Origin of the sequence: Pseudomonas sp. E6002 (assembly GCF_013385565.1) — a bacterium.
In the GTDB taxonomy this organism is placed as follows: Bacteria; Pseudomonadota; Gammaproteobacteria; order Pseudomonadales; family Pseudomonadaceae; genus Aquipseudomonas.
This window is the reverse complement of sequence record NZ_JACAPT010000012.1, coordinates 26,916-52,247: the sequence shown is the minus strand read 5'-3', so window position 1 is coordinate 52,247 and position 25,332 is coordinate 26,916. Positions and strand designations below refer to the sequence as shown.

Here is a 25,332-nt window from a genome sequence, read left to right as displayed (position 1 = left end):
CATTGATGGGTGCGAAGAGGATGTTCATGGACTCTTACGCACACATCTTTACTTGTACATACAAGCATATGCAAGGTTGTTGCCAACTCGACGCGTCGTTGAACAGAGAGGCCTGTAAGGCGCTGAAACACCTGAGTTGCGCGGCCAGCCCTCCGCGAACCCATCGCGCGAATCAACCTTGGCGAGGAACTTGCGCACGGTATTGAGGCACAAAGTAACAATCTGCCAGAAGCTGGTGCGCGCACGAGTAACATCCCACGGCATTGACCAGCGCGCGTGCACCTGTGGTCACAACCCGTTACTGTCGACCCTGGAAAGATCAGGGCCGCGGCGAAAACACGCACTCAAGGCTTTTGAGATTTTCGTGCCAAACCACGGTTTTTCGTACCCAGCCCAGAAATTTGAGAGAAAATGCAAACCCAGCACACGGTCCGTTGTCATTTGCCCCATGCGTAAACTTCTTGGCTTCACCCTCATCATGGCCCTGGTCGCCGCCGTTTCCGCCTATCTGGTCTGGACCCAGGAGCGCCCCGTGGGCCATTACCTGTCCGACCTGCGGATCAACCTGGCCGTCGACCAGGGCGTGCCCGCCGACCGCGGCAACCTGCTGGGCATCCAGCCGGAACTGTTCCCCGCCGACTACCAGAGCCTGGAACGCCTGCACCTCAAGCTGGCGGCCTATCTGCAAAACGCCCGTGACCAAGGCCTGATCAACGACAAGACCATCGTGGTACTGCCGGAACATATCGGCACCTGGCTGATGGTCAGCGGCGAAAAGAACGAGCTGTACCAGGCCACCAACCTCAAGGAAGCGATGAACTGGTTGTCGGCGAGCAACCCGCTGCTGTTCCTGCGGGCCTTGATCAGCGCCAAGGGTGACGACCGCATCGACGACGCCTACCTGCGCATGAAGGCCCCGGCCATGGCCCGCGACTATCAAGTGCTGTTCGGTGGCCTGGCCAAGGAATTCGGCGTGACCCTGGTGGCCGGCTCCATTGCTCTGCCCAACCCGAGCGTCAGCCAGGGCCAGCTGCAGATCGGTCATGGCGCGCTGTACAACACCAGTGTGGTCTTCGACCGCGATGGCTTGCCGCTGGGCCAGCCGCAACGCCAGCTGTATCCGATTTTTGACGAGCGCGGCTTTATTGAGCCGGGCGATGAAAACAGCGTCAGCGTGGTCGATACCCCGGCCGGGCGCCTGGGCATCCTGATCGGCAGCGACAGCTGGTACCCGGACAACTACCGCAAGCTCAACGAGCAAGGCGCCCAGTTGGTGGCGGTGCCGGCCTTCGTGATTGGCCGCGAGACCTGGGACAAGCCGTGGCGCGGCTTCAAAAGCGTGTCGACGCCAGCCGAGATCAGCCTCAAGCCCGAAGAACTCAGCGAAGGCGAAGCCTGGCACCGCCTGACCCTGATCAGCCAACAACCCATCAGCCAGGCCACCGCCGGCATGAGCGTGTTCCTGCGCGGGCAGTTCTTTGACATGGGCAGCGCCGGGCAAAGCTTCCTCAGCAGCAACGGCCAGGTGTTCGCCGACGGCAATGCCCGTGGCGCGCGCCTGCTGAACGTGTGGCTGTAACTCAATGAAGCCGGTGCGGCTTGGGGATTTGTCGGTGGGCTTCGTCCACACCTTGGCCGACGCGATCCACAGCCATGGCCTGGACCCGCAACCGTTGCTGCTGCAATACGGCCTCGACCCGGCACGCCTGGCCGAGGCGGGTGCACGCTTGTCGATCCCGCGCTATATGCGCCTGGGCTTTGCGGCCATCCAGTTGACCGGCGACGCCAGCCTGGGCCTGCGCATGGGCCAGCTCAGCCGCCTGAGCCAGGCCGGGCTCGCCGGGGTCACCGCCGCCCAGGCGCCCACCGTGCGCGAAGCCGCCCGTACCCTGACGCGCTTCGAAGCCTTGTACGGCTCCAACTATCGCGGCCAGTCGAGCTTTCACGAGGACACGGATGGCGCCTGGTTGCGCTTCTACTCCATCAGCCCCTACAACGCCTACAACCGCTTTGTGGTGGATTCGATCATCGCCGGGTGGCTGCATCAGTTGTCGAGCCTGAGCCTGCAACCGGTGCAGGCGCAACGCATCGAAATCGAATTCGAAGCACCGGACTACAGCGAGCGCTACAGCGTGCTGGGGGACTGCCCGATCCAGTTTGGCGCCGAGCACAACCAACTGCGCCTGAGCCAGAAAACCCTGGCCATGCGCAACCCGGAACATTGCACGAGTACCTGGCAATTACTGGTGCAATTGTGTGAACGGGAACTGGAGCAGTTGACGCGCACCCGCAGCCTGCGCGAGCGCATTACCCGCTTGCTCGGGCCGATGCTCAATGGTGGCCGGGAACCCGACCTGGAAGAAGTGGCGTCACGCTTGAAACTGCCGACCTGGACCTTGCGGCGCAAGCTGGCGGAAGAAGGGACTCAGTTCCGGGCGATTCTCAACGACACTCGCCGCGACCTGGCCATGACCTACATTCGCGATACCGAACTGGCGTTCGGTGAAATTGCCTATTTGCTCGGTTTTGCTTCAGCGGAAGCCTTTCAACGGGCGTTCAAGCGCTGGAACAGCCAGACCCCAGGGGAATTTCGCCGCAGTCAGCGGCATTCCGCCTGACGTCTGTCTTACAGCTCGGTGGCATCATCGGCCGGATCCAGCGGATCCAGTTCAAAGGCGTGGTACTCGAGCAATTCTTCCTGGTAATCGTCCATGGTTGACTCCTTGTTTTATGAAAAGGGGTTGCTTAGTGACCTGCACAACCAGCCTAAAGTGCCGTCATGACGAAAAAATGTCCGTGGCATGACGTTCCTGCACTTCAGGATTAAACGTAGCAGGATTGCCTTGATTTAGCCGGATGAATTTTAGATGCAACTGCAATCATTGCAATTGCAATCGTAAGCCGAATTCCTTTAGGGTATGGGCACCCGTTGCCAAGCGACCCTGCTCATGACTGCCAGCACCGAACGCTCTGCCCTGATCTGCATCGACGCCCTGAATGCAACGCAGCAGCCCCGCTGCTCGCCCCTGTATAGCGTGATGACCATGGCCAACACCCTGGAGTCCAGCCGGCAGGCGTGGGTGATTCGCGGCCAGTCGCGCTCACGCCGAGTGGTGAGCTGGCCCACCTGGTTCGCGCGCAATACCGGGGAAAAACCCATGCTGTACCTGCACACGGCCGCGTCATCGGCGCAGTTGCGCGCGCTGTCCGGCGAGACCCGTCAGCGGGGCATCCTGTGCAACGACAATGCAACCCAGCCCTCCCCTTCACTGCCCTTATGGCTGGCCAGCAATCCTCACTGCACACCTTATGACCCGGCCTCCGGCGAGGAAGCCCGGGCGATTGTGCTGGCGGGTTTGCAGGCGCTGTATGTCGACGGCGAGCCGGGGTTCTACTACCTGGCACTGCACGATCAACACGAAGGGCCAGGGCTGAGCCCGCAGGATAGTGACCATGCGCTCAGGGGCATGTACCGGGTCCGGCGCTCATACACGAGTGAATTGAGGGTGCGGTTGCTGGGTGCGGGTCGAGCGTTTGAAGAAGTCGTGCACGCCGCGCAGTTGCTCGAGACGGATTGGAACGTCGAGGCGCAACTGTGGAGTTGCCCCAGCTATACACGGCTGGCCCGCGAAGCGAATGCAGCGCAACGCTGGAACCGCCTGCACCCGTTGGAACCGAAGCGCAGTTGTCATCTAAGGGATTGCCTGGCTGGGGATGGCGCGCCGGTGGTCGCGGTCACCGGGTATCCGCAGCCGATCGTCGATCAATTGGCGGGGCATGTGGATGCGCGGTTTGTGGCGTTGGGTGCGGGCTCCGTGGAAACGTCTGCACCCAGTCGATATTGGGTAGCGGTGCTGGCATTGAAGGCGTTGGCGGATGACGGCTGGATCGAAGCAGAACAGGTGGAGACCGCCCTGAATCGATATCACCTGAAATGACGATCTGCAATCCATCGCAGATCAAATGTGGGAGCGGGCTTGCTCGCGAAGACGGTGTACCTGTTGATATTACTGTTGCTGACACACCGCTTTCGCGAGCAAGCCCGCTCCCACACGGAATCCGCGTCGCCTGGAGTCTTTGCTTCAGGTCTTACGTCGCCCGCGGGTCTGCACGCCCGCCTCCATCGCCAGCCCCGCGGTACGTTCCAATGCCTCGGCAAAAACCCGGCGTTGCTCGCTGTCGAGCTGCGACAAAAACAATTCATCCACGCTGCTTTCGTAGATTTTCCACATCTTTTTACGCAATACCCGGCCCGCGTCGGTGATCGAGACAAAGGCAGCACGCCCGTCACCGTCGGAGCGCGAACGCACCACCAGGCCGTCCTTTTCCAGGCGGTCGACCAGGCGCGTCAGGTTGTAGCGTTCGATGGCCAGCACATCGGCCAATTCGTGCATGCGCCGGGTGCCATCGGGGCCACTTTCCAGGCCCCACAAAGCGTCGTACCAGGCATACGGCGGCAGACCGGCATCGGCCAGGCGCCGTTCGATTTCACGGATGACCGTCCTGTGGGCCCGAACAAAACGGAACCAGACATCAGGCTCTTTCGACGACATGCAACACCATCCGGGGAATTTCAAGAAGGTTGCAATAGTAGCTCATCCCGCGCTAGATTCAGCCATGTAGTTGCAATTGCAACTATATTCGCAAAGCTCCCACAAGGAGCCCACACGCTGAAACCCGTCCACCCTGGAGCCTGACATGACCCCGAACACTGCAGTACGCCTCGACGACGATCCACAGGAAACCCGCGAATGGCTGGAGTCCATCGAATCGGTGCTGTCCACCGAAGGCCGCCCGCGCGCGCATTACCTGATTGATCAGTTGCTGGATTTCGACGTGGCGCGGCATGGCGACTTCTACGGGCGGGTGACCACCCCGTACGTCAACACCATCCCGGTAGACCGCCAGTTGCCCTACCCCGGCAACCTGGCCACCGAGCGCCGGCTGAATGCGTTTATTCGCTGGAACGCCATGGCCATGGTGCTGCGCGCGGGCAAACATTCCGGCGTGGGCGGGCATATCGCAACCTATGCGTCGGCTGCGGTGCTGTATGACGTAGGCTTCGACCATTTCTTCCGTGGCCGAACTGAAAGCTTCGATGGCGACCTGGTGTACATCCAGGGCCACTCCGCGCCGGGCATTTACGGGCGGGCGTACCTCGAAGGCCGGATCAGCGAAGCCCAGCTGGACAACTTCCGCCGGGAAGCCGGTGGCGACGGTTTGTCATCCTATCCGCACCCTCGCCTCATGCCAGACTTCTGGCAATTTCCTACGGTTTCCATGGGGCTCGGACCGATTACCGCCGCGTATCAGGCGCGCTTCATGCGCTACCTGGAGTTCCGCGACCTCAAGCAGCACCAGGGCCGCAAGGTGTGGGCGTTCCTCGGTGATGGCGAGATGGATCAGCCGGAATCCCTGGCAGCCATTTCCCTGGCCGGGCGCGAGAAGCTCGACAACCTGATCTTCGTGGTCAACTGCAACCTGCAACGCCTGGATGGGCCGGTGCGCGGCAATGCCAAGGTGATCCAGGAATTCGAAAGCCTGTACCGCGCCGCCGGCTGGAACGTGATCAAGGTAATCTGGGGCGGCGGCTGGGATGCGCTGCTGGAAAAGGATAAAAGCGGCTTGCTGCGCCAGCGCATGATGGAATGCGTGGACGGCGACTATCAGAACTACAAATCGCAAAACGGCGCCTACGTGCGGGAACACTTCTTCGGCAAATACCCGGAGTTGCTGGCGCTGGTGGCAGACATGTCCGACGACGACATCTGGAAACTCTCACGGGGCGGCCATGACCCGGACAAGGTCTACAACGCCTATGCCGCCGCCGTGCGTCACAGCGGCCAGCCGACGGTGATCCTGGCGAAAACCGTCAAGGGCTTCGGCATGGGCGAGGCCGGCGAAGGCCAGAACATCAACCACCAGCTGAAAAAGATGGGCGCTGAAGCCGTCAAAGCCTTCCGCGATCGCTTCGGGCTGGAAGTGGCCGACGACCAACTGGCTGAAATCCCGTATCTCAAACCGGCCGCCGACAGCGAAGAGGCCCGCTATTTCGCCGCCCGCCGCCAGTCACTGGGTGGCTACGTGCCGGCTCGCCATAGCGCGGTCGAGTCGCTGAAGATCCCGGAACTGGATGCCTTCGCCACCCAGCTCAAGGACACCGGCGAACGCGCGATCTCCACCACCATGGCCTTTGTGCGCATCCTCGGCACCCTGCTCAAGGACCCGAACCTGGGCAAACTGATCGTGCCCATCGTGCCGGACGAGTCCCGCACCTTTGGCATGGAAAGCCTGTTCCGCCAGATAGGCATTCACTCCGCTGTCGGCCAGCTCTACACCCCACAGGATGCGGGCCAGCTTTCCTACTACAAGGAGAGCAAGGACGGACAGATCATGCAGGAAGGCCTGAATGAATCCGGCGCCATTTCCTCGTGGATCGCAGCAAGTACGTCCTACGCCAACCACGGCTTGATGACCGTACCGTTCTACATTTTCTATTCGATGTTCGGCTTCCAGCGGGTCGGCGACCTGGCCTGGGCCGCAGGTGATGCACGGGCGCGGGGCTTTCTGCTGGGGGCGACGGCCGGGCGCACCACGCTGATGGGCGAAGGCCTGCAGCATGACGATGGCCACAGCCATGTGCTGTCGTCGGTGATCCCGTGCTGCATTTCCTACGACCCGACGTTTGCCTTCGAGCTGGCGGTGATCATTCGCGAAGGCATGCGCCGGATGTACGTCGAGCAAGAGGACATCTACTACTACATCACCCTGCTCAACGAAAACTACCCGCACCCGGCGATGCCCGAAGGCGTCGAGGACGGGATTCTCAAGGGCATGTATCGGTTGAAGGCGGCTGAAGACACCACGCAACCACGGGTACAGCTGATGGGCAGCGGTTCGATCCTGCGGGAAGTCATCGCCGCCGCGGACCTGCTGCGCGATGATTTTGCCGTGGCCAGCGATGTGTGGAGTGTCACCAGCCTGACCGAGCTGCGCCGGGAAGGTCATGCCGTGGAGCGCTGGAACCTGCTGCATCCTGAAAGCGAACCGCGTACCAGCTATGTCGAGCAGTGCCTTGAGGGCCAGCCTGGGCCCGTGGTGGTCGCCACCGACTACATGAAAATCTTTGCCGATCAGATTCGCCCGTTTGTACCGGGCCGGCGCTTTGTGGCGCTGGGCACCGATGGCTTCGGGCAATCGGATACCCGCGAAACCTTGCGCGAGTTCTTCGAGGTGGACCGGTATTTCATTGCCCTGGCGGCCTTGAAGGCGCTGGCGGATGACGGCCTGATCAGCCGCGCCAGGGTGGCGGAGGCGATCAGCCGCTACGGGATCAACGTCGACAAGGCCAACCCCGTAGCGGTGTAGTTACTGTGCAGGCGTCGGCAGAGGCGGAATCGCTTCGGTCGGCGCCGGCAGCGCAGGAGTGGTGGCCTCTGGCGCAGGTCCCGGGGCTTCCTTTGGTGCAATCGGCGCAGGTTCCGCCGGTGGTACTACCGGCTCCGATGCCGCTGGCACCACCGCCGGTGTCACTGGGGCTGCCGGTGTGGCCGGCGCTTCTTTTGGCACTTCTTTCGGCGCTTCAACCTTATCGGCCTTATCGGCCGCCGGAGCTGCCTTAGGTTCCGGGATGCCCAGGTCAGCCTTGGGTTTCTCTGGAATATGCGCTGCCTTTTTCACTTCCTGGGGCAGGAAAACGTCCACCAGGGCGAAATAACGCTCATAAAACTTCGGCGCAGACACCGTCTCGCTGGCCACCTTGACCATGGAGTCGTCGGTGGAGCCAATCGGCATCGACACCGAACCCAACACACCCACACCGAGGCTGGCGGAGTTGTTGACCTTCTTCAAGGCGTAGCGATCCTGCAAGGCGTTGGCGAACATCGTCGAGTGATGATTGCCGCTGCCATCGTCGGCACACACCACGTTGAAGCTGATCTGCAGGTGAGTTTCGCCGGTCTGCTGGAAGCTCTTGTTACCCGCCACCAGCTTTGGATCGCTGCTGGTGATGATGTAACCCTGGCTCAACAGCGCACGCCGCGCCGCTTCGCAGGCCGCCGTGTCACTGACCGGGTAATCACGGGAAAACGTGCCGGAGTCGTCGAAGTTCTCATGTTCATAAATAGCGGTCTTGGGTGACGAGCAGCCCGCAGCGCCCGCCAGCACCAGCGCCAACCCGAGGCTACGCAAGTGAAATGATGTCGACATCGAAAATCCTGAGGAAAACAGTCAGGGCGGTATTGTGCAACAGAACGTGGCCTCGGCGCGCGAATTCCTGTCGGTAAAACGTCACAGCCTTACGGGACGGTGTCCGCAGGAAAAAGCCGCTCGCCCATATGGTCGATAAACACGCGCAATTTCGCCGAGGCATGGCGACTTGATGGCCAGAGCATCCAGAAGCTGCCGCTGTGCTCCAGGTAATAGTCCAGCACCCGTTGCAGCCGGCCCTGCGCCACCGATTCGCGGACCATGAAGTCTGGCAGGCAGGCAATCCCCAGGCCTTCATGGGCCACGTGCATCAGTGATTCGATGGTGGTGGAGACCAGCGGCGCACGCAGGGTCGGCTCCGGCAGGCCCGGCTCCGGGCGCAGTGGCCAGGTTTCCAGTTTGCCGGTGGCGCAGAATTTGTGGCGCAGGCAGGCGTGGTCGCTCAAATCCCGGGGCTGGCGCGGCGTACCGTGCAGGCGCAGGTACTCCGGGGACGCCACCAGCACCAGGCGGTAATACCCGAGGTGGCGCGCCATCAAGCGTGAGTCCTCGGGTTTGCCGGTGCGGATCACCGCGTCGAAACCCTCCTCGATCACATCCACCATGCGGTCGGAGAAGTCCACGTCCAGCTCGATCTCGGGATAGGCGCGCATGAAATCCGTCAGTACCGGCATCAACAAGCCGCGCACTTGCGGCAGGCTGACGCGCAACTTGCCTCTGGGGGTGGCGGATGCCTGGCTAAGTTCCTGTTCTGCGGCTTCGACTTCCGCCAGGATGCGCCGGGAGCGTTCGAGAAACAGCGCGCCCTCGCTGGTCAACGTGATACTGCGGGTGCTGCGATGGAACAGCCGCACCCCCAGGCGCTCTTCGATGCGCGCGATGCTTTTGCCAATCGCCGAGGACGACACCCCCAGCATGCGCCCGGCCTCGGTAAAGCTGCGGGTTTCGGCCACCTGCACAAACACTGAAATACTGCCCAGGCTGTCCATCGTCTCGCTCCCGAGGATTGCGGACATTGGCGTCCGATAAGTTCGGAACCTTAGCCTGTTTTTCTCCACCGTGCAGCACCCTACTCTGGCTCCCTGCCCTTTCGTCTGAAAACCGGAGCCAAAAAACATGAGCGACAGCGCCCTATCTTCCACGACCCCCACGGTGAGCCGTGAACGACTGCCTCTGGGCGGCCTGTTGGCATTGGCTACCGCCGGCTTCATCACCATCCTCACCGAAGCCATGCCGGCAGGCTTGCTCCCGCAAATGGGCGCCGGCCTCGGGGTGTCCGAAGCGTTGGTGGGCCAGTTGGTGACCCTGTACGCCCTGGGCTCGCTGTTGGCCGCGATTCCCCTGACCATCGCCACCCGGGGCTGGCGCCGGCGGCCATTGCTGATGATTGCCATCGGCGGGTTTGCCTTGGTCAACAGTGTGACGGCGTTTTCCAGCGATTACCTGCTGACCCTGGTGGCCAGGTTCTTCGCCGGGGTGTTCGCGGGATTGCTCTGGGCGCTGCTGGCCGGTTATGCCAGCCGCATGGTTGCGCCGCACCTGCAAGGCAGGGCCATTGCCGTGGCCATGCTCGGCGCGCCATTGGCGCTGTCACTGGGTGTACCGGCGGGGACTTTCCTGGGCACCACGGTGGGCTGGCGCCTGAGCTTCGCGATCATGTCCGGCCTGACGGTTGTGCTGCTGGCCTGGGTGCGCTGGCAGGTCCCGGACTTTGCCGGGCAACAGGCGGAAAAACGCCTGGGACTGCGCCAGGTGCTGGCACTGCCAGGGATTCGTCCGGTGCTGTTTGTGACTTTCACCTACGTGCTGGCTCATAACATTCTCTACACCTATATCGCGCCGTTCCTGGTACCTGCCGGGATTGCAGCGGACATCGACCAGGTGCTGCTGGTGTTTGGCCTGGCGGCGCTGCTGGGTATCTGGATCGTCGGCGCGCTGATTGATCAGCGGCTGCGCGCGTTATTGGTGATCAGCTGCGCAATGTTCGCGCTGTCGGCCCTGGCGCTGGCGTTCTGGATCACCTCGGCGACGGTGATCTACACCACGGTGGCCTTATGGGGGCTGGCGTTTGGCGGTTTGCCGGCATTGCTGCAAACGGCGCTGGCCAAGTCGGCCGGGGATTCAGCCGATGCCGCACAGTCGATGCTGGTGACGGTGTGGAACCTGGGCATCGCCGGTGGCGGACTACTCGGCGGCATGTTGTTGCAAGGGTGGGGAGTGACATCGTTTCCATGGGCGGTCGCCGCGTTGGTCGTACTGGCGCTGATCGCGACGCTGCGTTTAACCGATGTTTAAACGAAACGTGACGTGATGTTTCTTAACTCTTATGATCGCACCGGGTGCGCTGCTGCATACGGCACAGCGCAGGTTAAAGGATAAGCATTGGTCGGGCCGCCAATGGAGACTTGTCGTGCCTGATAAACACCCTGCTATTCCGCGCCCCCAGGTTCTGGTCGAAGGCGCCCTGTCCGCATTGGAGCGGTTTTCAAGGATCGAAGCAGTCAGCGGTATCGTGTTGCTGCTGGCAGCGATCGTCGCGCTGGTCTGGGCCAACAGCCCCGTCGCAGATTCCTACGAACACTTCTGGAACACCCCACTCACTATCGGACTGGGAGACTTCACGGTCTCGCGCTCGTTGCACTTCCTGGTGAACGATGGGCTGATGACCATCTTCTTCCTGGTGGTGGGCGCCGAGATTCGCCAGGAGATCAGGGACGGCGCACTCGCCAACCTGAAACTGGCCACCCTGCCCCTCGGCGCGGCACTGGGTGGCGTGCTGATGCCGGCGCTGATTTACACCCTGCTCAACCATGGCACCGTAGCGGCCAGTGGCTGGGCAGTGCCCACTGCCACCGACATTGCATTTGCCGTGGGTGTGCTGGCGCTGTTGGGTAAATCCATCCCCGCCGGCGTGCGCATCCTGCTGCTGGCGCTGGCGATCATTGATGACATCGTCGCCATCCTGATCATCGCGATTTTCTATACCGCCAGCCTGGACTACATGGGCCTGGTGATCGCGGCCTGCGGGCTGGCGCTGGTGCTGGTTTTTCAGCGGATGGGAATTGGCAAGGCGGTGGTGTACCTGTTGCCAGGGGCGATTGTCTGGTTTGGCCTGCTCAAGACCGGCGTCCATCCGACGCTCGCGGGCGTAATGCTTGGCCTGATAACGCCCGTGACTTCCAGACCGACTCGGGAACGCCCTCTGGACACCATCGGGCGCACGTTCAACGAGCTGATGGAGCGGCTTTCACAATCGGCTGAAAGTGCCCATCAAGTCGCCAAACCGTTGAAGCAATTGAGACAGGCCCAGCGGGAAATGCTGCCGCCGGTGCAACGTATTCAAGCGGGCTTGCACCCCTGGGTGGCCTTCGGCGTCATGCCACTGTTTGCCCTGGCCAACGCGGGGGTGAGCCTGCAAGGGTTCAACCTGAACGACCCGCTGCCCCACGGTGTGTTCATGGGGGTCATCCTGGCCCTGGTGCTCGGCAAGCCGCTCGGTGTGATGCTGGCGAGCGTGGTGCTGGTCAAACTGAACATCTGCCAACTGCCGGAGGGCGTGACCTGGAACGGCGTCGCCCTGGTGGGCCTGCTGGCGGGAATTGGTTTCACCATGTCGATTTTCATCTCGTCGCTGGCCTTCTCCGATCCGACGCTGCTGTCGGCTGCCAAGCTGAGTGTGCTGAGCGCTTCGACCCTGGCGGCTGTGATTGGCCTGAGTTGGGGCAAGCTCAAGTTTGCGCGTTGAATCAAGACTGGTTGAGTCAGCTGATTAGTGGATAAAAAAAGACCCCGGCCTCTTCAGGCCGGGGTCTTTTTATTCAGGCTGTTACGAGATCAGAACTTCTTGATCTCAGCCTTGGTTTCCAACTGCTTGCGATAGGCGGCGAAGTCTTGCTGGCCGACACGGGACGCGAGGAAGCGGCGGTACTGAGCCTTCTCGTCATCGGTCGGTGCAGCGGCTTCATTGACCGCGTTCAAGCGCACGATCACCAGGCTACCGTCTGGCAGGGTCACGCTGGTGAAGGTCGGCTTGTCCTTGGCCGCAGGCTTTGGCATGCGGAACAGGGCTTGCAGCACGGCTGGCTCGACGCCTTCCTGGCCACGGGTGGCCGCTTCGGTGACTTTCCAGGCCTGGCCATCCACCGGCTGGTTCAGCGGGGTCTTGCCATCACGCAGGTTGGCAATCAGCTCGTCCGCGTGAGTCTTCGCCGCAGCGCTCGCGCGCTCCTTGGTCAACTGGGCACGGATGGCAGTGGCAACGCTTTCCAGCGGCAGCTGGGTAGGCTTCAGGTGCTCTTTGGCACGCAGTACCACGATGGTTTCCGGGTCCAGCTCGATGGCGGTGCTGTTGGCACCCTCATCCAGTACTTCAGGGCTGAATGCAGCGGTCACCACGGCACGGTTGGCAGCGATGCCTTCGCCACCTTCACGGCCAAACGGCGCGGAGGTGTGCACGGTCAGCTTCAGGTCCGACGCCGGCTGGGCCAGGTCGGAAGCTTCGAATGCAGCGTCTTCCAGTTGCTTGGTCGCGTCGACGAAACGCTGTTCAACCTGCTGGGTCTTGAGCTCGCGGGTCAGCTTGTCTTTCAGGCTGGCGAACGATGGCACTTCTGGTGCTTCAACACCCAACAGCTTGATCAGGTGCCAGCCGAAGCTCGAACGCACCGGTGCCGAGACCTGGTCCTTGTTCAGTGCATACAGCGCTGTTTCGAAGGCAGGGTCGTAGACGCCAGGGCCAGCGAAACCGAGGTCACCGCCGTTGTTCGCAGAACCCGGATCCTGGGAGAACTCCTTGGCCAGGGCTTCGAATTTCTCGCCCTTGGCCAGGCGTGCCTGGATCTCTTCGATCTTGGCCTTGGCCTGCTCGTCGGTGGTCTTGTCGTTGACTTCAATCAGGATGTGCGCCGCGCGACGCTGTTCAGCGAGGTTGGCGGTTTCTTTCTGATAGAGGGCTTGCAGCTCATCGTCCTTGACCGCGACCTGGTCGAAGAAGGAAGCCTTCTTCAGCTCCAGATAGTCGATGACCACCTGGTCCGGGGTCATGAACTCCTTGGCGTGCTGGTCGTAGTAAGCCTTGACCTCGTCGTCAGTGATCTTCACTGCTGCAGGGTCGGCCTTGACGCTGACGGTGGCAAAATCGCGGGTCTGTTTTTCCAGACGGGCGAACGCGAGCACTTCGGCATCAGTCACAAAACCGCTGCCGGCAATGCCTGCACGAACCTGGCCGATCAGCATTTCCTGGCTCAGCATCTGACGGAATTGCATACGGCTGTAGCCCAGCTGACGGATCACCTGGTCGAAACGCTCAGCGTTGAACTGGCCATCCACCTGGAATTCCGGCGTCTGCAGGATCACTTGATCCAGCGCAGCTTCGGAGAAAGCGAATTTCGAATCGGCCGCGCCTTGCAGCAGCAGCTTGCGATCGATCAGGCCCTTGAGGGCGGCGTCGCGCAGCAGCTTTTCGTCCAGCAAGGAAGCATCGAAGTCCTTGCCCAGCTGTTGCATCAGCTGGCGACGTTGCATGTCGACGGCCTGGCCCAGTTCGCTTTGGGTGATTTCTTCACCGTTGACCTTGGCCACGTCCTGCTTGTTGTTGGTCGAAGCCTGAAAAATAGCCTCGATACCGGTGAACGCCATCAATGCGACGATGATCCCGATAATGGTCTTGGCAATCCAGCCTTGTGAATTGTCCCTGATATTCTGCAGCATGCGTCCCCCAGAAACGGTTGAACTTCAAAATTAGGCAACCGTGGAGCGTGGGTAGAGTCCGGATAGAAGAAAGGCGCATCCGAGGATGCGCCTTCTCGTAACTGGCGGAGCGGACGGGGGTTTGAACCCACACCCCCGGCGTGGCGACCCGATGGATACTCGGGTCAGCTGCCGCTCCGCTGCCAGGTCAGACCTGCGTCCGACCCGGATGGGTAAGGCTTGAGCGAAGCTTAGTTAACGGCTTCTTTCAGGGCTTTACCGGCTTTGAAACCTGGTTTTTTGGCAGCGGCGATTTGCAGAGCCTTGCCAGTCTGTGGGTTACGGCCAGTGCGAGCTGGACGATCGGTCACAGAGAAAGTACCGAAACCAACCAGTACCACAGAGTCGCCGGCCTTGAGAGCGCCAGTGACGGATTCGATTACTGCGTCCAGCGCACGGCCAGCAGCGGCTTTCGGGATATCAGCAGATGCAGCGATAGCATCAATCAGTTCCGACTTGTTCACTCTAAGTCCCCTTATATCTATTGAGTATGATTCTAAGTTTTTTGGTGAAAGCAAAAACCAGTGCTGAATGGCCTACAGACACTTAAGAGCCGCTTTATAACAAGGGCTCTAAAAAGCTGTCAAGGAAGCCCCCAGGCTTAAACGTATTAATGCGTGCTAATTCTTTCCTTAGAGTCAGTCTCGCGTTTTTCATCCTTTGCAACTATCTCAGGAGCCACATCCGGCAAGGGCTCCGGCGCGTATTGCAGCGCAATTTGCAGGACCTCGTCAATCCATTTAACCGGTTTAATCTGCAGATCCTGCTTGATGTTGTCAGGAATCTCCTTCAAGTCGCGGACATTCTCTTCAGGAATGATCACAGTCTTGATACCACCGCGGTGTGCAGCCAGCAATTTCTCTTTGAGGCCACCAATGGCCAGTACCTGGCCACGCAGGGTGATTTCCCCGGTCATGGCGACATCGGCGCGCACCGGAATGCCGGTCAGGGCTGATACCAGTGCCGTGCACATGCCTACGCCTGCGCTAGGACCGTCTTTCGGCGTTGCCCCTTCCGGCATGTGGATGTGGGTGTCGTGCTTCTCGTGGAAGTCCAGGGGGATCCCCAGGCTCTTGGCGCGGCTGCGCACCACGGTCTGCGCGGCGGTGATGGATTCAACCATCACGTCACCCAGGGAACCGGTCTTGATCAGTTGCCCTTTGCCCGGGATCACGGCGGCCTCGATGGTCAGCAATTCGCCGCCCACCTGGGTCCACGCCAGGCCAGTGACCTGGCCTACCTGGTCCTGCTGCTCAGCCAGGCCGTAGCGGAATTTGCGCACGCCCAGGAAGTGTTCCAGCAGGTCAGCGGTGACCTTCACCGAGAAGCGTTTTTCCAGCGCATGTTCCTTCACGGCCTTGCGGCAGATCTTCGCCAGTTGACGCTCAAGGCCCCGTACACCGGCCTCGCGGGTGTAGAAACGAATGATGTCGCGGATCGCGTCGGCATCAAATTCGATCTCGCCTTTTTTCAGGCCGTTGGCCGCAATCTGCTTGGGCGAGAGGTATTTGACGGCGATGTTGATCTTCTCGTCTTCGGTGTAACCCGGCAGACGAATCACCTCCATCCGGTCCAGCAAGGCTGGCGGAATATTCATCGAGTTGGAGGTGCACAGGAACATTACGTCGGACAGGTCGTAGTCGACTTCCAGGTAATGGTCGTTGAAATTGTGGTTCTGCTCGGGGTCGAGCACTTCCAGCAAAGCAGACGCCGGGTCGCCACGCATGTCGCTGCCCATCTTGTCGATTTCATCGAGCAGGAACAGCGGGTTGCGCACACCCACCTTTGTCATCTTTTGAATCAATCTTCCTGGCATCGAACCGATGTAAGTCCGGCGATGACCACGGATTTCCGCTTCATCACGCACACCGCCCAGGGCCATGCGCACGAATTTGCGGTTGGTGGCGTGGGCAATCGACTCCGCCAGCGAGGTTTTACCCACACCAGGAGGACCGACCAGGCACAACACCGGACCACGAATCTTCTTCACGCGCTTTTGCACGGCGAGGTATTCGAGGATGCGTTCCTTGACTTCCTCGAGGCCGTAGTGATCGGCATCGAGAATATCTTCGGCGCGGGCCAGGTCCAGGCGCACTTTGGTCTGGGCCTTCCACGGCACCTGCACCAGCCAGTCGATATACGAACGAACCACGGTGGCTTCGGCCGACATCGGCGACATTTGCTTGAGCTTGTTCAGCTCGGCAGTGGCCTTGGTCAACGCGTCTTTCGGCAGGCCGGCGGCATCGATGCGCTTTTTCAGCTCCTCGATTTCGTTGTGGCCTTCCTCGCTGTCGCCCAGCTCTTTCTGAATGGCCTTCATCTGCTCATTCAGGTAGTACTCGCGCTGGCTGCGCTCCATTTGCTTTTTGACACGGCCGCGAATGCGCTTCTCAACCTGCAGCAGGTCGATTTCGGCATCCAGCAGCGCCAGGACGTGTTCGACCCGGGCCGACAAATCGATGATCTCGAGAATGTCCTGCTTCTGCTCGATTTTCAGCGCCATGTGCGCGGCCATGGTGTCGACCAGGCGGCTTGGCTCATCAATGCTGTTGAGGGAAGAGAGGACTTCTGCGGGGACTTTCTTGCCCAGTTGCACGTATTGCTCGAACTGGGACAGCAGGCTGCGAACGAACACTTCGGATTCGCGCTCAGGGGCGTCGACTTCGTCGATCAGCGCCACTTCGGCACGCAGGTGGCCGTCCACTTCCATGAAGCGCTCGACCGCACCGCGCTGCTCGCCTTCCACCAGCACCTTGACGGTGCCATCAGGCAGCTTGAGCAGTTGCAGGACAGTTGCAACGGTACCAACGCGATACAGGGCATCTTCGCCCGGATCATCGTCAGCAGGATTTCTCTGGGCCAGCAGCAGGATCTGCTTGTCGCCCGTCATCGCGGCCTCGAGGGCTTCGATAGACTTCTCGCGCCCCACGAACAGCGGGATAACCATGTGCGGATAGACGACGACATCACGCAACGGCAGGAGAGGCAATTCGATGGTTGTCTTCATGATTTCGCCTCTATGACAGATGAAAGTAAGCTTGAAACCAAGATGGGGGCTGCCTGCAAAAAAAACAAGCGTAATGGCATCAGTTAAACGCAGTAAAAACAAAGGGGCCCCTTAAGGCCCCTTTATTTTGTACAGCTCGGCGGTGCAACGCTTACGCGTCTGGCGCAGCCTTGGCAGCCGGCTCACTGTTTTCGTAGATATACAGCGGCTTGGACTTGCCTTCTATAACGCTTTCGTCGATCACCACTTTACTCACCTCGGACTGCGAGGGGATTTCGTACATGGTGTCGAGCAGTACGCCTTCGAGGATCGAGCGCAAACCACGGGCGCCGGTCTTGCGCTCCAGTGCCCGCTTGGCCACCGATTTGAGCGCGTCAGCACGGAACTCGAGGTCCACACCTTCCATCTCGAACAGCTTGGCGTATTGCTTGGTCAGGGCGTTTTTCGGCTCGGTGAGGATCTGCATCAACGCAGCCTCATCCAGCTCGTCCAGCGTCGCCAGGACCGGCAGACGACCAACGAATTCAGGGATCAGACCGAACTTGACCAAATCGTCAGGCTCGACTTCACGCAGGGATTCACCGACTTTCTTGCCTTCTTCCTTGCTGCGTACTTCTGCACTGAAGCCAATGCCGCCACGGGTGGAACGGTTTTGAATAACCTTTTCCAGGCCGGAGAACGCACCGCCACAGATGAACAGGATGTTGCGCGTATCAACCTGAAGGAATTCCTGCTGCGGGTGCTTGCGGCCGCCTTGTGGCGGTACGGAAGCAACCGTGCCTTCGATCAGTTTCAACAGCGCTTGCTGCACGCCTTCACCGGAAACGTCCCGGGTGATCGACGGGTTGTCGGATTTGCGCGAAATCTTGTCGATTTCATCGATGTAGACAATGCCCATCTGGGCCTTCTCCACGTCGTAGTCGCATTTCTGCAGCAGCTTCTGAATGATGTTCTCGACGTCTTCACCTACGTAACCGGCCTCGGTAAGAGTGGTTGCGTCAGCGATGGTGAAGGGAACGTTCAGCAGGCGAGCCAGGGTCTCTGCAAGCAGGGTTTTACCCGAGCCTGTAGGGCCGATCAGCAAGATGTTGCTTTTGCCGAGCTCGACGTCGTCACTTTTCTTGTCACGCTGGTTCAGACGCTTGTAGTGGTTGTACACCGCTACGGCCAGAACCTTCTTTGCACGCTCTTGACCAATCACATACTGATCAAGGATGCCGCTGATTTCTTTAGGCGAAGGCAATTTATGCGCGCTGCTTTCGGCCTGGGCTTCCTGCACCTCCTCACGGATGATGTCATTGCACAGGTCGACGCACTCGTCGCAGATAAAGACCGAGGGGCCGGCAATCAACTTGCGTACTTCATGCTGGCTTTTGCCACAGAAGGAGCAATAGAGCAGCTTGCCGTTGTCCTCGCCGTTGCGGGTGTCAGTCATTCGTTCGATCCAAATCCGATAGGCTTGCAACACAAGATGAAGGCTATTGAGGGCTTTTTCAAGTCCACTGGTGGTCGGACCTGCCGACCAGCCCTATTTTGAGCTGCTTATATTAAGCGGGGCGCTTTTCGATCACTGCGTCGATCAACCCGTATTCACGAGCCGCTTCGGCGCTCATGAAATTGTCACGGTTGGTGTCGCGCTCGATCTCTTCCAGGGTATGCCCGCTATGTTTGGCCATCAGCGTGTTGAGACGCTCACGAATGAAGAGGATTTCCTTGGCATGGATTTCGATGTCCGATGCCTGGCCCTGGAAACCGCCCAGTGGCTGGTGAATCATCACGCGTGAGTTCGGCAGGCAGTAACGCTTGCCCTCAGCACCAGCGGTCAGCAGGAACGCACCCATGCTGCACGCCTGACCGATACAGGTGGTCGATACGTTCGGCTTGATGAACTGCATGGTGTCGTAGATCGACATGCCCGCTGTCACCGAACCGCCCGGGGAGTTGATGTAGAGATGGATGTCCTTGTCCGGATTTTCCGCTTCAAGGAACAGCAGCTGCGCACAAATCAGGTTGGCCATGTAGTCCTCTACCGGACCAACCAGAAAGATCACTCGCTCCTTGAGCAGGCGCGAGTAGATGTCATAGGCGCGTTCGCCACGAGCAGATTGCTCGACAACCATCGGGACCAGGCCGCCAGCGGCCTGGATATCAGAGTTCTGCTGAATATACGAATTACGGAACATGCTCTGCAGTTACTCCCAAATAGTCATGTCTTGAATACGCATAAGCCAGCGCGAGGCTGGCTTATGGGTGTATTTTCAAACGAGTTGAGCGATCAGTCGGCTTGTGCTGCTTCAGCCGGCTTGACTGCTTCTTCGTAAGAGACCGCTTTATCGGTCACCTTAGCCTTCTGCAGAACAGTATCCACAACTTGCTCTTCCAGCACAACCGAACGCACTTCGTTCAGCTGCTGGTCGTTCTTGTAGTACCAGGACACAACAGCCTCAGGCTCCTGGTAGGCCGAAGCCATTTCCTGGATCATTTCGCGAACGCGGGTTTCGTCAGGCTTGAGGTCGAATTGCTTGACCACTTCAGCCACGATCAGACCCAGCACAACGCGGCGCTTGGCCTGTTCTTCGAACAGTTCGGCCGGCAGTTGGTCAGGCTTGATGTTGCCGCCGAACTGCTGAACAGCCTGCACGCGCAGACGATCAACTTCGTTGGACAGCAGGGCCTTCGGCACTTCGATCGGGTTGGCAGCCAGCAGACCGTCCATCACCTGGTTCTTGACCTTGGATTTGATGGCCTGGCGCAGTTCACGCTCCATGTTCTTGCGAACTTCGGTGCGGAACCCTTCGATGCCGGTTTCCTTGATGCCGAACTGGTTGAAGAACTCTTCGTTCAGTTCCGGCAGCTTGGGCTCGGAAACGGTGTTGACGGTCACGGTGAACTCGGCGGTTTTGCCAGCCAGGTCCAGGTTCTGATAGTCAGCCGGGAAAGTCAGGTTCAGAACGCGCTCTTCGCCGGCTTTGGCGCCAACCAGGCCGTCTTCGAAACCAGGAATCATGCGGTTGGAACCCAGCACCAGCTGAGTACCCTTGGCGGAGCCGCCAGCGAATGCTTCGCCGTCAACCTTGCCTACGAAATCGATGTTCAGCTGGTCTTCGTTCTGGGCAGCACGATCGGCCACTTCAAAACGGGTGTTCTGCTTGCGCAGGATTTCCAGCATGTTGTCCAGGTCGGAGTCAGCAACATCAGCGCTCAGGCGCTCGATGGCGATCGAATCGAAACCGGCAACTTCGAATTCAGGGAACACTTCGAAGATTGCAACGTATTCCAGATCCTTGCCTGCTTCCAGGGACTTGGGCTCGATGGAAGGCGAGCCAGCCGGGTTCAGCTTTTGCTCGACAACGGCTTCGTAGAAGGAAGCCTGGATCACGTCACCTACAGCTTCCTGACGTGCATCAGCACCGAAGCGGCGCTTGATTTCGCTCATTGGCACTTTGCCTGGACGGAAACCAGCGATCTTGGCCTTTTGGGCAGTCTGCTGCAGACGCTTGTTGACCTGGGTCTCGATGCGCTCGGCCGGCACGGTGATGCTCATGCGGCGCTCAAGAGCAGAAGTATTTTCAACAGAAACTTGCATGGATATTCCTCGTTGCACAGACGTTAGCTGGCCGTTTCCGACCCCAGAATCAAGGGCATGCATTCTAGTGGGTCAAACTCAAGAAGTCACCCTACTGAAAACGGGTAAAAAAACAGCAGGCAATTTATAGGTGCGAATGCACGAGTGCAGCTCGCCCCGGTGGCAAATACATCCCATCATGCCAGGGCTCTGCGCCAACCCTTCTATATATAGAAGCGGTTGCCAATCATCTCCCTGACAACCGACCCTGCGGACAAGGCCGGCAAGCAGTGCGGCATCATCGCGAAACATAAATACGACGAAACGCCCTGCCCTGCAGCCCAACACCTGCGACTGCGTTGAAACTCAAACCGCTGAAACAAAAAAGGCGCCAGACTATTAATCTGGCGCCTTTCGAAATATGGGGTGGACGAAGGGGATCGAACCCTCGACAACGGGAGTCACAATCCCGTGCTCTACCAACTGAGCTACGCCCACCATATTGCGTGACCAAAAAGCCCGTCAAAAAGGCTATTTGTTGAGCTTCGCGCCGACCCGCAGGCCTTCACGAAACTTTATTTGGTGCGGATGAAGAGACTCGAACTCTTACACCTTGCGGCGCTGGAACCTAAATCCAGTGTGTCTACCAATTCCACCACATCCGCGCTTGAAGCCTTTAAAGCAAAGGCGCCAGACTATTAATCTGGCGCCTTTTTAAATATGGGGTGGACGAAGGGGATCGAACCCTCGACAACGGGAGTCACAATCCCGTGCTCTACCAACTGAGCTACGCCCACCATATTGCGCTACTTGTGCCAAAGCTGCCTAATGGCGCACCCGGCAGGACTCGAACCTGCGACCATCCGCTTAGAAGGCGGATGCTCTATCCAGCTGAGCTACGGGCGCCTTATTAATCTGTACTCTTGGAGGATTACAAACTAACCAGTGCTAGGCTGTGCCCGACAAGTGCGACGAATAGTATAGATGGACCCGAAACCCGTCAAATCCTTTTTATAAAAAATTCATTTTATTTAAGGGGTTAGGGGAATTTGCAGACCAAGCGCCTTTGCCCTCACGCCATGGCATGCGAGAATGCGCGCACTTTTCTTCCCCCTCTCGATGGTTAATCACGCGTAATGACTGCACAACTTATCGACGGCAAATCAATCGCCGCCAGCCTGCGCCAGCAGATCGCCAAACGAGTCGCCGAGCGCAGCCAACAAGGCCTGCGCACGCCGGGCCTCGCGGTGATCCTGGTCGGCAGCGATCCTGCCTCTCAGGTTTATGTCTCGCACAAGCGTAAAGACTGTGAAGAGGTCGGCTTTATTTCCAAAGCCTACGACTTGGCTGAAGACACCACCCAACAGGCCCTCACCGACCTGATCGACAGCCTCAACGACGATCCGGCCATCGACGGCATCCTGCTGCAACTGCCATTGCCCGAGCATCTGGACGCGTCGAAATTGCTCGAACGCATCCGCCCGGACAAGGACGTCGACGGTTTCCACCCTTATAACGTCGGCCGCCTGGCCCAGCGTATCCCGCTGCTGCGCCCGTGCACCCCGAAGGGCATCATGACCCTGCTGGAAAGCACCGGCGTCGATCTGTATGGTCTGGATGCCGTCGTCGTCGGCGCCTCGAACATCGTCGGTCGCCCGATGGCCATGGAACTGCTGCTGGCCGGCTGCACCGTGACCGTGACTCATCGCTTCACCAAGGACCTGGCCGGCCACGTTGGCCGCGCCGACCTGGTGGTCGTCGCCGCCGGCAAGCCGGGCCTGGTCAAGGGTGAGTGGATCAAGGAAGGCGCCATCGTCATCGACGTGGGCATCAACCGCCAGGACGATGGCAAGCTCGTGGGCGACGTGGTGTACGAAACCGCCCTGCCCCGTGCCGGCTGGATCACCCCGGTACCCGGTGGTGTCGGCCCGATGACCCGTGCCTGCCTGCTGGAAAACACCCTGTACGCCGCCGAAACCCTGCACGTCTAATAACCAGCCGTTCTGAAAGAGCCCTGCCTTATCGCAGGGCTTTTTATTGGCCGAAAAAAAGTAGTTTTTTCTTTGTTTTTAAGGGGTTTCATCTGTTTCTAGAAGAACATTCGACAGTTTCTGATCCATACTTCTAGAATGTAACGTTATTTGTCAGAACCTCCGTTGCAGAACGGTATATCCCTACTTTTTTTAGCGAGTTCATCCGCGTGAAAATTCATCTTTCCATTGTCAGCCTATTTTTTGCATTGACAGGCACCTTCGCGAGCGCAAGCGAAACCACCACCGCTCCCCGCGACATGTCCACCCTGCACATCGCCTCCGGCAGTGCGATGGTGGTAGACCTGCAGACCAACAAAGTCATCTATGCCAGCAACCCGGATGTCATCGTGCCGATCGCCTCGGTGAGCAAACTGATGACCGGCCTGATCGTGCTGGAAGCCAAGCAGAACATGGATGAATACATCGACATCAACATCAAGGACACGCCAGAGATGAAAGGCGTGTTCTCCCGGGTCAAGATCGGCAGCGAGATGCCGCGCAAGGAGATGTTGCTGATTGCCCTGATGTCCTCGGAAAACCGCGCCGCCGCCAGCCTGGCCCACCACTACCCGGGCGGCTACCCGGCCTTCATCGCAGCGATGAACGCCAAGGCCAAGGCACTGGGCATGACCAGTACCCATTATGTGGAACCTACCGGCCTGTCGATCCATAACGTGTCCACCGCCCGCGACCTGAGCAAGCTGCTGGCCGCCGCACGCAAGTACCCGATGCTCAGCCAGTTGAGCACCACCAAGGAAAAGACCGTCTCGTTCCGCAAACCCAACTACACCCTGGGTTTCTCCAACACTGACCACCTGATCAACCGCGCCAACTGGGACATCAAGCTGACCAAGACCGGCTTTACCAACCAGGCCGGCCATTGCCTGGTGCTGGTGACCAGCATGGGTAATCGCCCGGTGTCGCTGGTGATCCTCGATGCCTTCGGCAAATTCACCCACTTTGCCGATGCCGGGCGCATCCGCAGCTGGGTCGAAACCGGCAAGAGCGGCTCGGTGCCAGACGTCGCATTGCGCTACAAGGCTGACAAGAACCTGAAGAACCGCCCACGGGCGAATGTTCAGGTCACCGAGTCCCGCTGATCCGTAAATAGCGACATAAAAAACGGCGCCCTTGAGCGCCGTTTTTTTATTTGGCCTGGCTGGCCAGTGTCTTGACCGCCTGGGCCGCCGCCTGTTCCTGGCCCGCCTGGGCTGTGGCGCTGGCAGCCTGCTGCCAGCGCTGGGCGTCGACCTTGACCGGCAACTGGGTGGGCCGCTGAATCAGTACCGCCCACTTGCCGCCGTCTTTCCACGCCGACTCAAACGCACTGAAATCCATCGGCATGCGTCGCGCCAAGCCTGAACGCAGCAGCACCATGCTCTTCTGCTTGTTGTAACCCACCACCACGACATACCGCGGACCGGCCCAGAAGGTCGAGCCCTGGGTGATACGCGCCATCACCGGGTACCCGGCCGCGACCTGTGCCAGCAGCGCCGGCAGCTGATCTTCCAGCGGGTACACCAACATCCCGTATTCACGGGCCAGCACCTGCATGTTGCGCTCAAGGTCCGCTTCAGCGCCCGGCAAATGCAGTGGCTTATCCAATAGCCCCGGTGTAATCACAATGCCTTGTTGAGACAGCATGCTGGCAAGAGCGGCTGGGCCACCGAGGTAAGTCTCACCGCGATACGCCGGCACGCCCTTGAGCTCGACACTCTCCGGCAGGCCCGGGATGCTCGTGGGTTTTGGATGCGAGGAACAGGCCGCCAGCCCCATGAAACAGGCGGCGACCCACCAGGAGGTTTTAATGTTCGAGGGAAACCGCAACTTCTTCACTCACTTGATCAACGGTCGACGTGGGCCCTGATCATAGGACGCTCCGGGGCGCGGGTATAGCCTTGCAGCGCAGTAAAAGGCCGGCGATAGAGCAAACAAGTTGGACGCACACGACCATTGGTCAATAGCAGGCAACCTGCGGATAGCTAGACTGTCCATTGAGAAGACAGTGTGTGCCCGGCACCGGGCGAAAGGAGGCACATATGAGCCTGACAACAACGATTCTGCTTTTGATCTGTGGCTGGCTGGCCGTCGCCGCCGCCATGCTGTGGGGCGTGATGCGCGTGACCCGCCGGCACCATCACCCACACGTAAAACCCGCAGCACCCGGCAAGCTGCACAAACCCGCCGGGCACCACGCCTGACGCCTTAGCCAGGCATGCAACTGAAGTCTTCGGTCTGCGCCAATTCCTTGCCGTGGCTATCCTTCAACTCGGCACGCACCGTCGTACCCAGGCTGGATTCCACCAGGGTGTAATGCTCGCCGGCCTTGAAGTTGCCGTAGGTCACATGCCCGCGACAATCCTGCTGGTTATCATCCCCCGCCTCTTCTTCAAACAAGGTGACGTCCAGGCGATGCGCGCCGGGTTTCACTTCGAAGTAGCGGCCATCATTAATGTTTTTACCGTCTACCCGCTCGGCCATCAGGTCGTTGGGTGCCTCCTCTTGCAAGCCGATCCAGGCTTCGCTCGGGTCCGCCTTCGGCATCGGGCCGGCACACGCCGACAACAACAGGACCGCACTCAAGGCCGGGATCAACAACAAGGGTTTAAGAGACATGGCAGAACTCCAAATGGATAAAGAGTGAACAGGCGAAACAGCTCCCGTTCGATCGGTATCCAGCTTGTTACTGTCACCATTGTTGAACAAATGAATACATATGAAAGGATCTTCAGCCGTTAACTAAATCTTCCTTCACCTGGCTGAAAGGTGCG

General features: G+C 59.5%; 20 protein-coding genes and 4 tRNA genes. 9 read left to right on the top strand and 15 right to left on the bottom strand.

Translation table 11 applies throughout. The features are described from left to right. Positions 1-448: 448 nt before the first annotated feature. The 3 genes from HX815_RS12770 to HX815_RS12760 all read left to right on the top strand — a co-directional run bounded on the left by HX815_RS12770 (position 449) and on the right by HX815_RS12760 (position 3,938). Positions 449-1,579, top strand: a complete 1,131-nt coding sequence (locus HX815_RS12770; RefSeq protein ID WP_003207875.1) for a carbon-nitrogen hydrolase family protein — start codon at positions 449-451, stop codon at positions 1,577-1,579. A 4-nt stretch (positions 1,580-1,583) separates the two neighbouring features. Beyond that, positions 1,584-2,618 (top strand): AraC family transcriptional regulator, encoded by a 1,035-nt coding sequence (locus tag HX815_RS12765; RefSeq protein WP_177028353.1) that lies wholly within the window; start codon positions 1,584-1,586, stop codon positions 2,616-2,618. A gap of 300 nt (positions 2,619-2,918) precedes the next feature. Next, entirely contained in the window at positions 2,919-3,938 is a 1,020-nt protein-coding gene (locus HX815_RS12760) for a pyruvate dehydrogenase (RefSeq protein ID WP_177028352.1), read from the top strand. A gap of 144 nt (positions 3,939-4,082) precedes the next feature. On the opposite strand, the gene HX815_RS12755 is transcribed toward HX815_RS12760, so the two are convergent. Continuing rightward, the gene (locus HX815_RS12755) at positions 4,083-4,553 is read right to left on the bottom strand and encodes a MarR family winged helix-turn-helix transcriptional regulator (protein WP_003207868.1); all 471 of its coding nucleotides are present in this window, start codon (positions 4,551-4,553) and stop codon (positions 4,083-4,085) included. A gap of 145 nt (positions 4,554-4,698) precedes the next feature. Between HX815_RS12755 and aceE the strand changes: the two genes are divergently transcribed. Beyond that, positions 4,699-7,368, top strand: a complete 2,670-nt coding sequence (gene aceE / locus HX815_RS12750; RefSeq protein WP_003207866.1) for a pyruvate dehydrogenase (acetyl-transferring), homodimeric type — start codon at positions 4,699-4,701, stop codon at positions 7,366-7,368. On the opposite strand, the gene HX815_RS12745 is transcribed toward aceE, so the two are convergent. Together HX815_RS12745 and HX815_RS12740 are read right to left on the bottom strand one after the other, a co-directional pair. Continuing rightward, entirely contained in the window at positions 7,369-8,208 is an 840-nt protein-coding gene (locus tag HX815_RS12745; RefSeq protein WP_177028351.1) for a DUF2242 domain-containing protein, read from the bottom strand. Positions 8,209-8,297: 89 nt separating this feature from the next. After that, positions 8,298-9,197 carry a LysR family transcriptional regulator gene (locus tag HX815_RS12740; protein ID WP_177028350.1) on the bottom strand — a complete coding sequence of 300 codons (900 nt, stop codon included), beginning with the start codon at positions 9,195-9,197 and terminating at the stop codon, positions 8,298-8,300. A gap of 127 nt (positions 9,198-9,324) precedes the next feature. Here HX815_RS12740 and HX815_RS12735 point away from each other — a divergent pair, with 127 nt between their 5' ends. Next, positions 9,325-10,503 (top strand): MFS transporter, encoded by a 1,179-nt coding sequence (locus HX815_RS12735; protein WP_008431952.1) that lies wholly within the window; start codon positions 9,325-9,327, stop codon positions 10,501-10,503. 115 nt (positions 10,504-10,618) lie between these two features. Continuing rightward, a complete protein-coding gene (gene nhaA / locus HX815_RS12730; protein ID WP_177028349.1) occupies positions 10,619-11,953 on the top strand; it encodes a Na+/H+ antiporter NhaA in 1,335 nt (444 codons plus the stop codon). A gap of 89 nt (positions 11,954-12,042) precedes the next feature. Here the strand turns inward: nhaA and HX815_RS12725 are convergent, their stop codons facing one another. From HX815_RS12725 to HX815_RS12680, 10 genes are all read right to left on the bottom strand, one after another. Then, complete coding sequence (locus tag HX815_RS12725) at positions 12,043-13,917, bottom strand: SurA N-terminal domain-containing protein (RefSeq protein WP_003207860.1); 1,875 nt, start codon at positions 13,915-13,917, stop codon at positions 12,043-12,045. A gap of 230 nt (positions 13,918-14,147) precedes the next feature. Then, positions 14,148-14,420, bottom strand: coding sequence for an HU family DNA-binding protein (locus HX815_RS12720; RefSeq protein ID WP_003174819.1), 273 nt, complete (start codon positions 14,418-14,420; stop codon positions 14,148-14,150). 146 nt (positions 14,421-14,566) lie between these two features. Next, complete coding sequence (gene lon / locus HX815_RS12715) at positions 14,567-16,963, bottom strand: endopeptidase La (protein ID WP_003207858.1); 2,397 nt, start codon at positions 16,961-16,963, stop codon at positions 14,567-14,569. A 151-nt stretch (positions 16,964-17,114) separates the two neighbouring features. Beyond that, entirely contained in the window at positions 17,115-18,398 is a 1,284-nt protein-coding gene (gene clpX / locus HX815_RS12710; protein ID WP_003207856.1) for an ATP-dependent Clp protease ATP-binding subunit ClpX, read from the bottom strand. A gap of 112 nt (positions 18,399-18,510) precedes the next feature. Then, positions 18,511-19,146: an ATP-dependent Clp endopeptidase proteolytic subunit ClpP gene (clpP, locus tag HX815_RS12705; RefSeq protein ID WP_003174822.1), complete on the bottom strand. Its 636-nt coding sequence runs from the start codon at positions 19,144-19,146 to the stop codon at positions 18,511-18,513. Between the two features lie 92 nt (positions 19,147-19,238). Beyond that, positions 19,239-20,549, bottom strand: a complete 1,311-nt coding sequence (tig, locus tag HX815_RS12700; protein ID WP_003207855.1) for a trigger factor — start codon at positions 20,547-20,549, stop codon at positions 19,239-19,241. 401 nt (positions 20,550-20,950) lie between these two features. Continuing rightward, positions 20,951-21,026: transfer RNA gene (locus HX815_RS12695), tRNA-His, on the bottom strand. An 82-nt stretch (positions 21,027-21,108) separates the two neighbouring features. Beyond that, positions 21,109-21,193 (bottom strand) — tRNA-Leu (locus tag HX815_RS12690). Between the two features lie 56 nt (positions 21,194-21,249). Further along, positions 21,250-21,325, bottom strand: a tRNA-His gene (locus tag HX815_RS12685). A gap of 32 nt (positions 21,326-21,357) precedes the next feature. Then, positions 21,358-21,434 (bottom strand) — tRNA-Arg (locus tag HX815_RS12680). A gap of 230 nt (positions 21,435-21,664) precedes the next feature. Here HX815_RS12680 and folD point away from each other — a divergent pair. Further along, positions 21,665-22,519 (top strand): bifunctional methylenetetrahydrofolate dehydrogenase/methenyltetrahydrofolate cyclohydrolase FolD, encoded by an 855-nt coding sequence (gene folD, locus HX815_RS12675; protein WP_003207853.1) that lies wholly within the window; start codon positions 21,665-21,667, stop codon positions 22,517-22,519. A gap of 209 nt (positions 22,520-22,728) precedes the next feature. Further along, entirely contained in the window at positions 22,729-23,661 is a 933-nt protein-coding gene (pbpG, locus tag HX815_RS12670) for a D-alanyl-D-alanine endopeptidase (protein WP_003207851.1), read from the top strand. Between the two features lie 46 nt (positions 23,662-23,707). Here the strand turns inward: pbpG and HX815_RS12665 are convergent, their stop codons facing one another. Then, the gene (locus HX815_RS12665; protein ID WP_177028354.1) at positions 23,708-24,337 is read right to left on the bottom strand and encodes a peptidase C39 family protein; all 630 of its coding nucleotides are present in this window, start codon (positions 24,335-24,337) and stop codon (positions 23,708-23,710) included. 263 nt (positions 24,338-24,600) lie between these two features. On the opposite strand from HX815_RS12665, the gene HX815_RS12660 reads away from it, so the two are divergent. Continuing rightward, positions 24,601-24,762: a hypothetical protein gene (locus HX815_RS12660; protein WP_003207847.1), complete on the top strand. Its 162-nt coding sequence runs from the start codon at positions 24,601-24,603 to the stop codon at positions 24,760-24,762. 4 nt (positions 24,763-24,766) lie between these two features. Here the strand turns inward: HX815_RS12660 and HX815_RS12655 are convergent, their stop codons facing one another. Beyond that, positions 24,767-25,177 carry a hypothetical protein gene (locus tag HX815_RS12655; protein ID WP_003207845.1) on the bottom strand — a complete coding sequence of 137 codons (411 nt, stop codon included), beginning with the start codon at positions 25,175-25,177 and terminating at the stop codon, positions 24,767-24,769. Between the last annotated feature and the right edge of the window lie 155 nt (positions 25,178-25,332).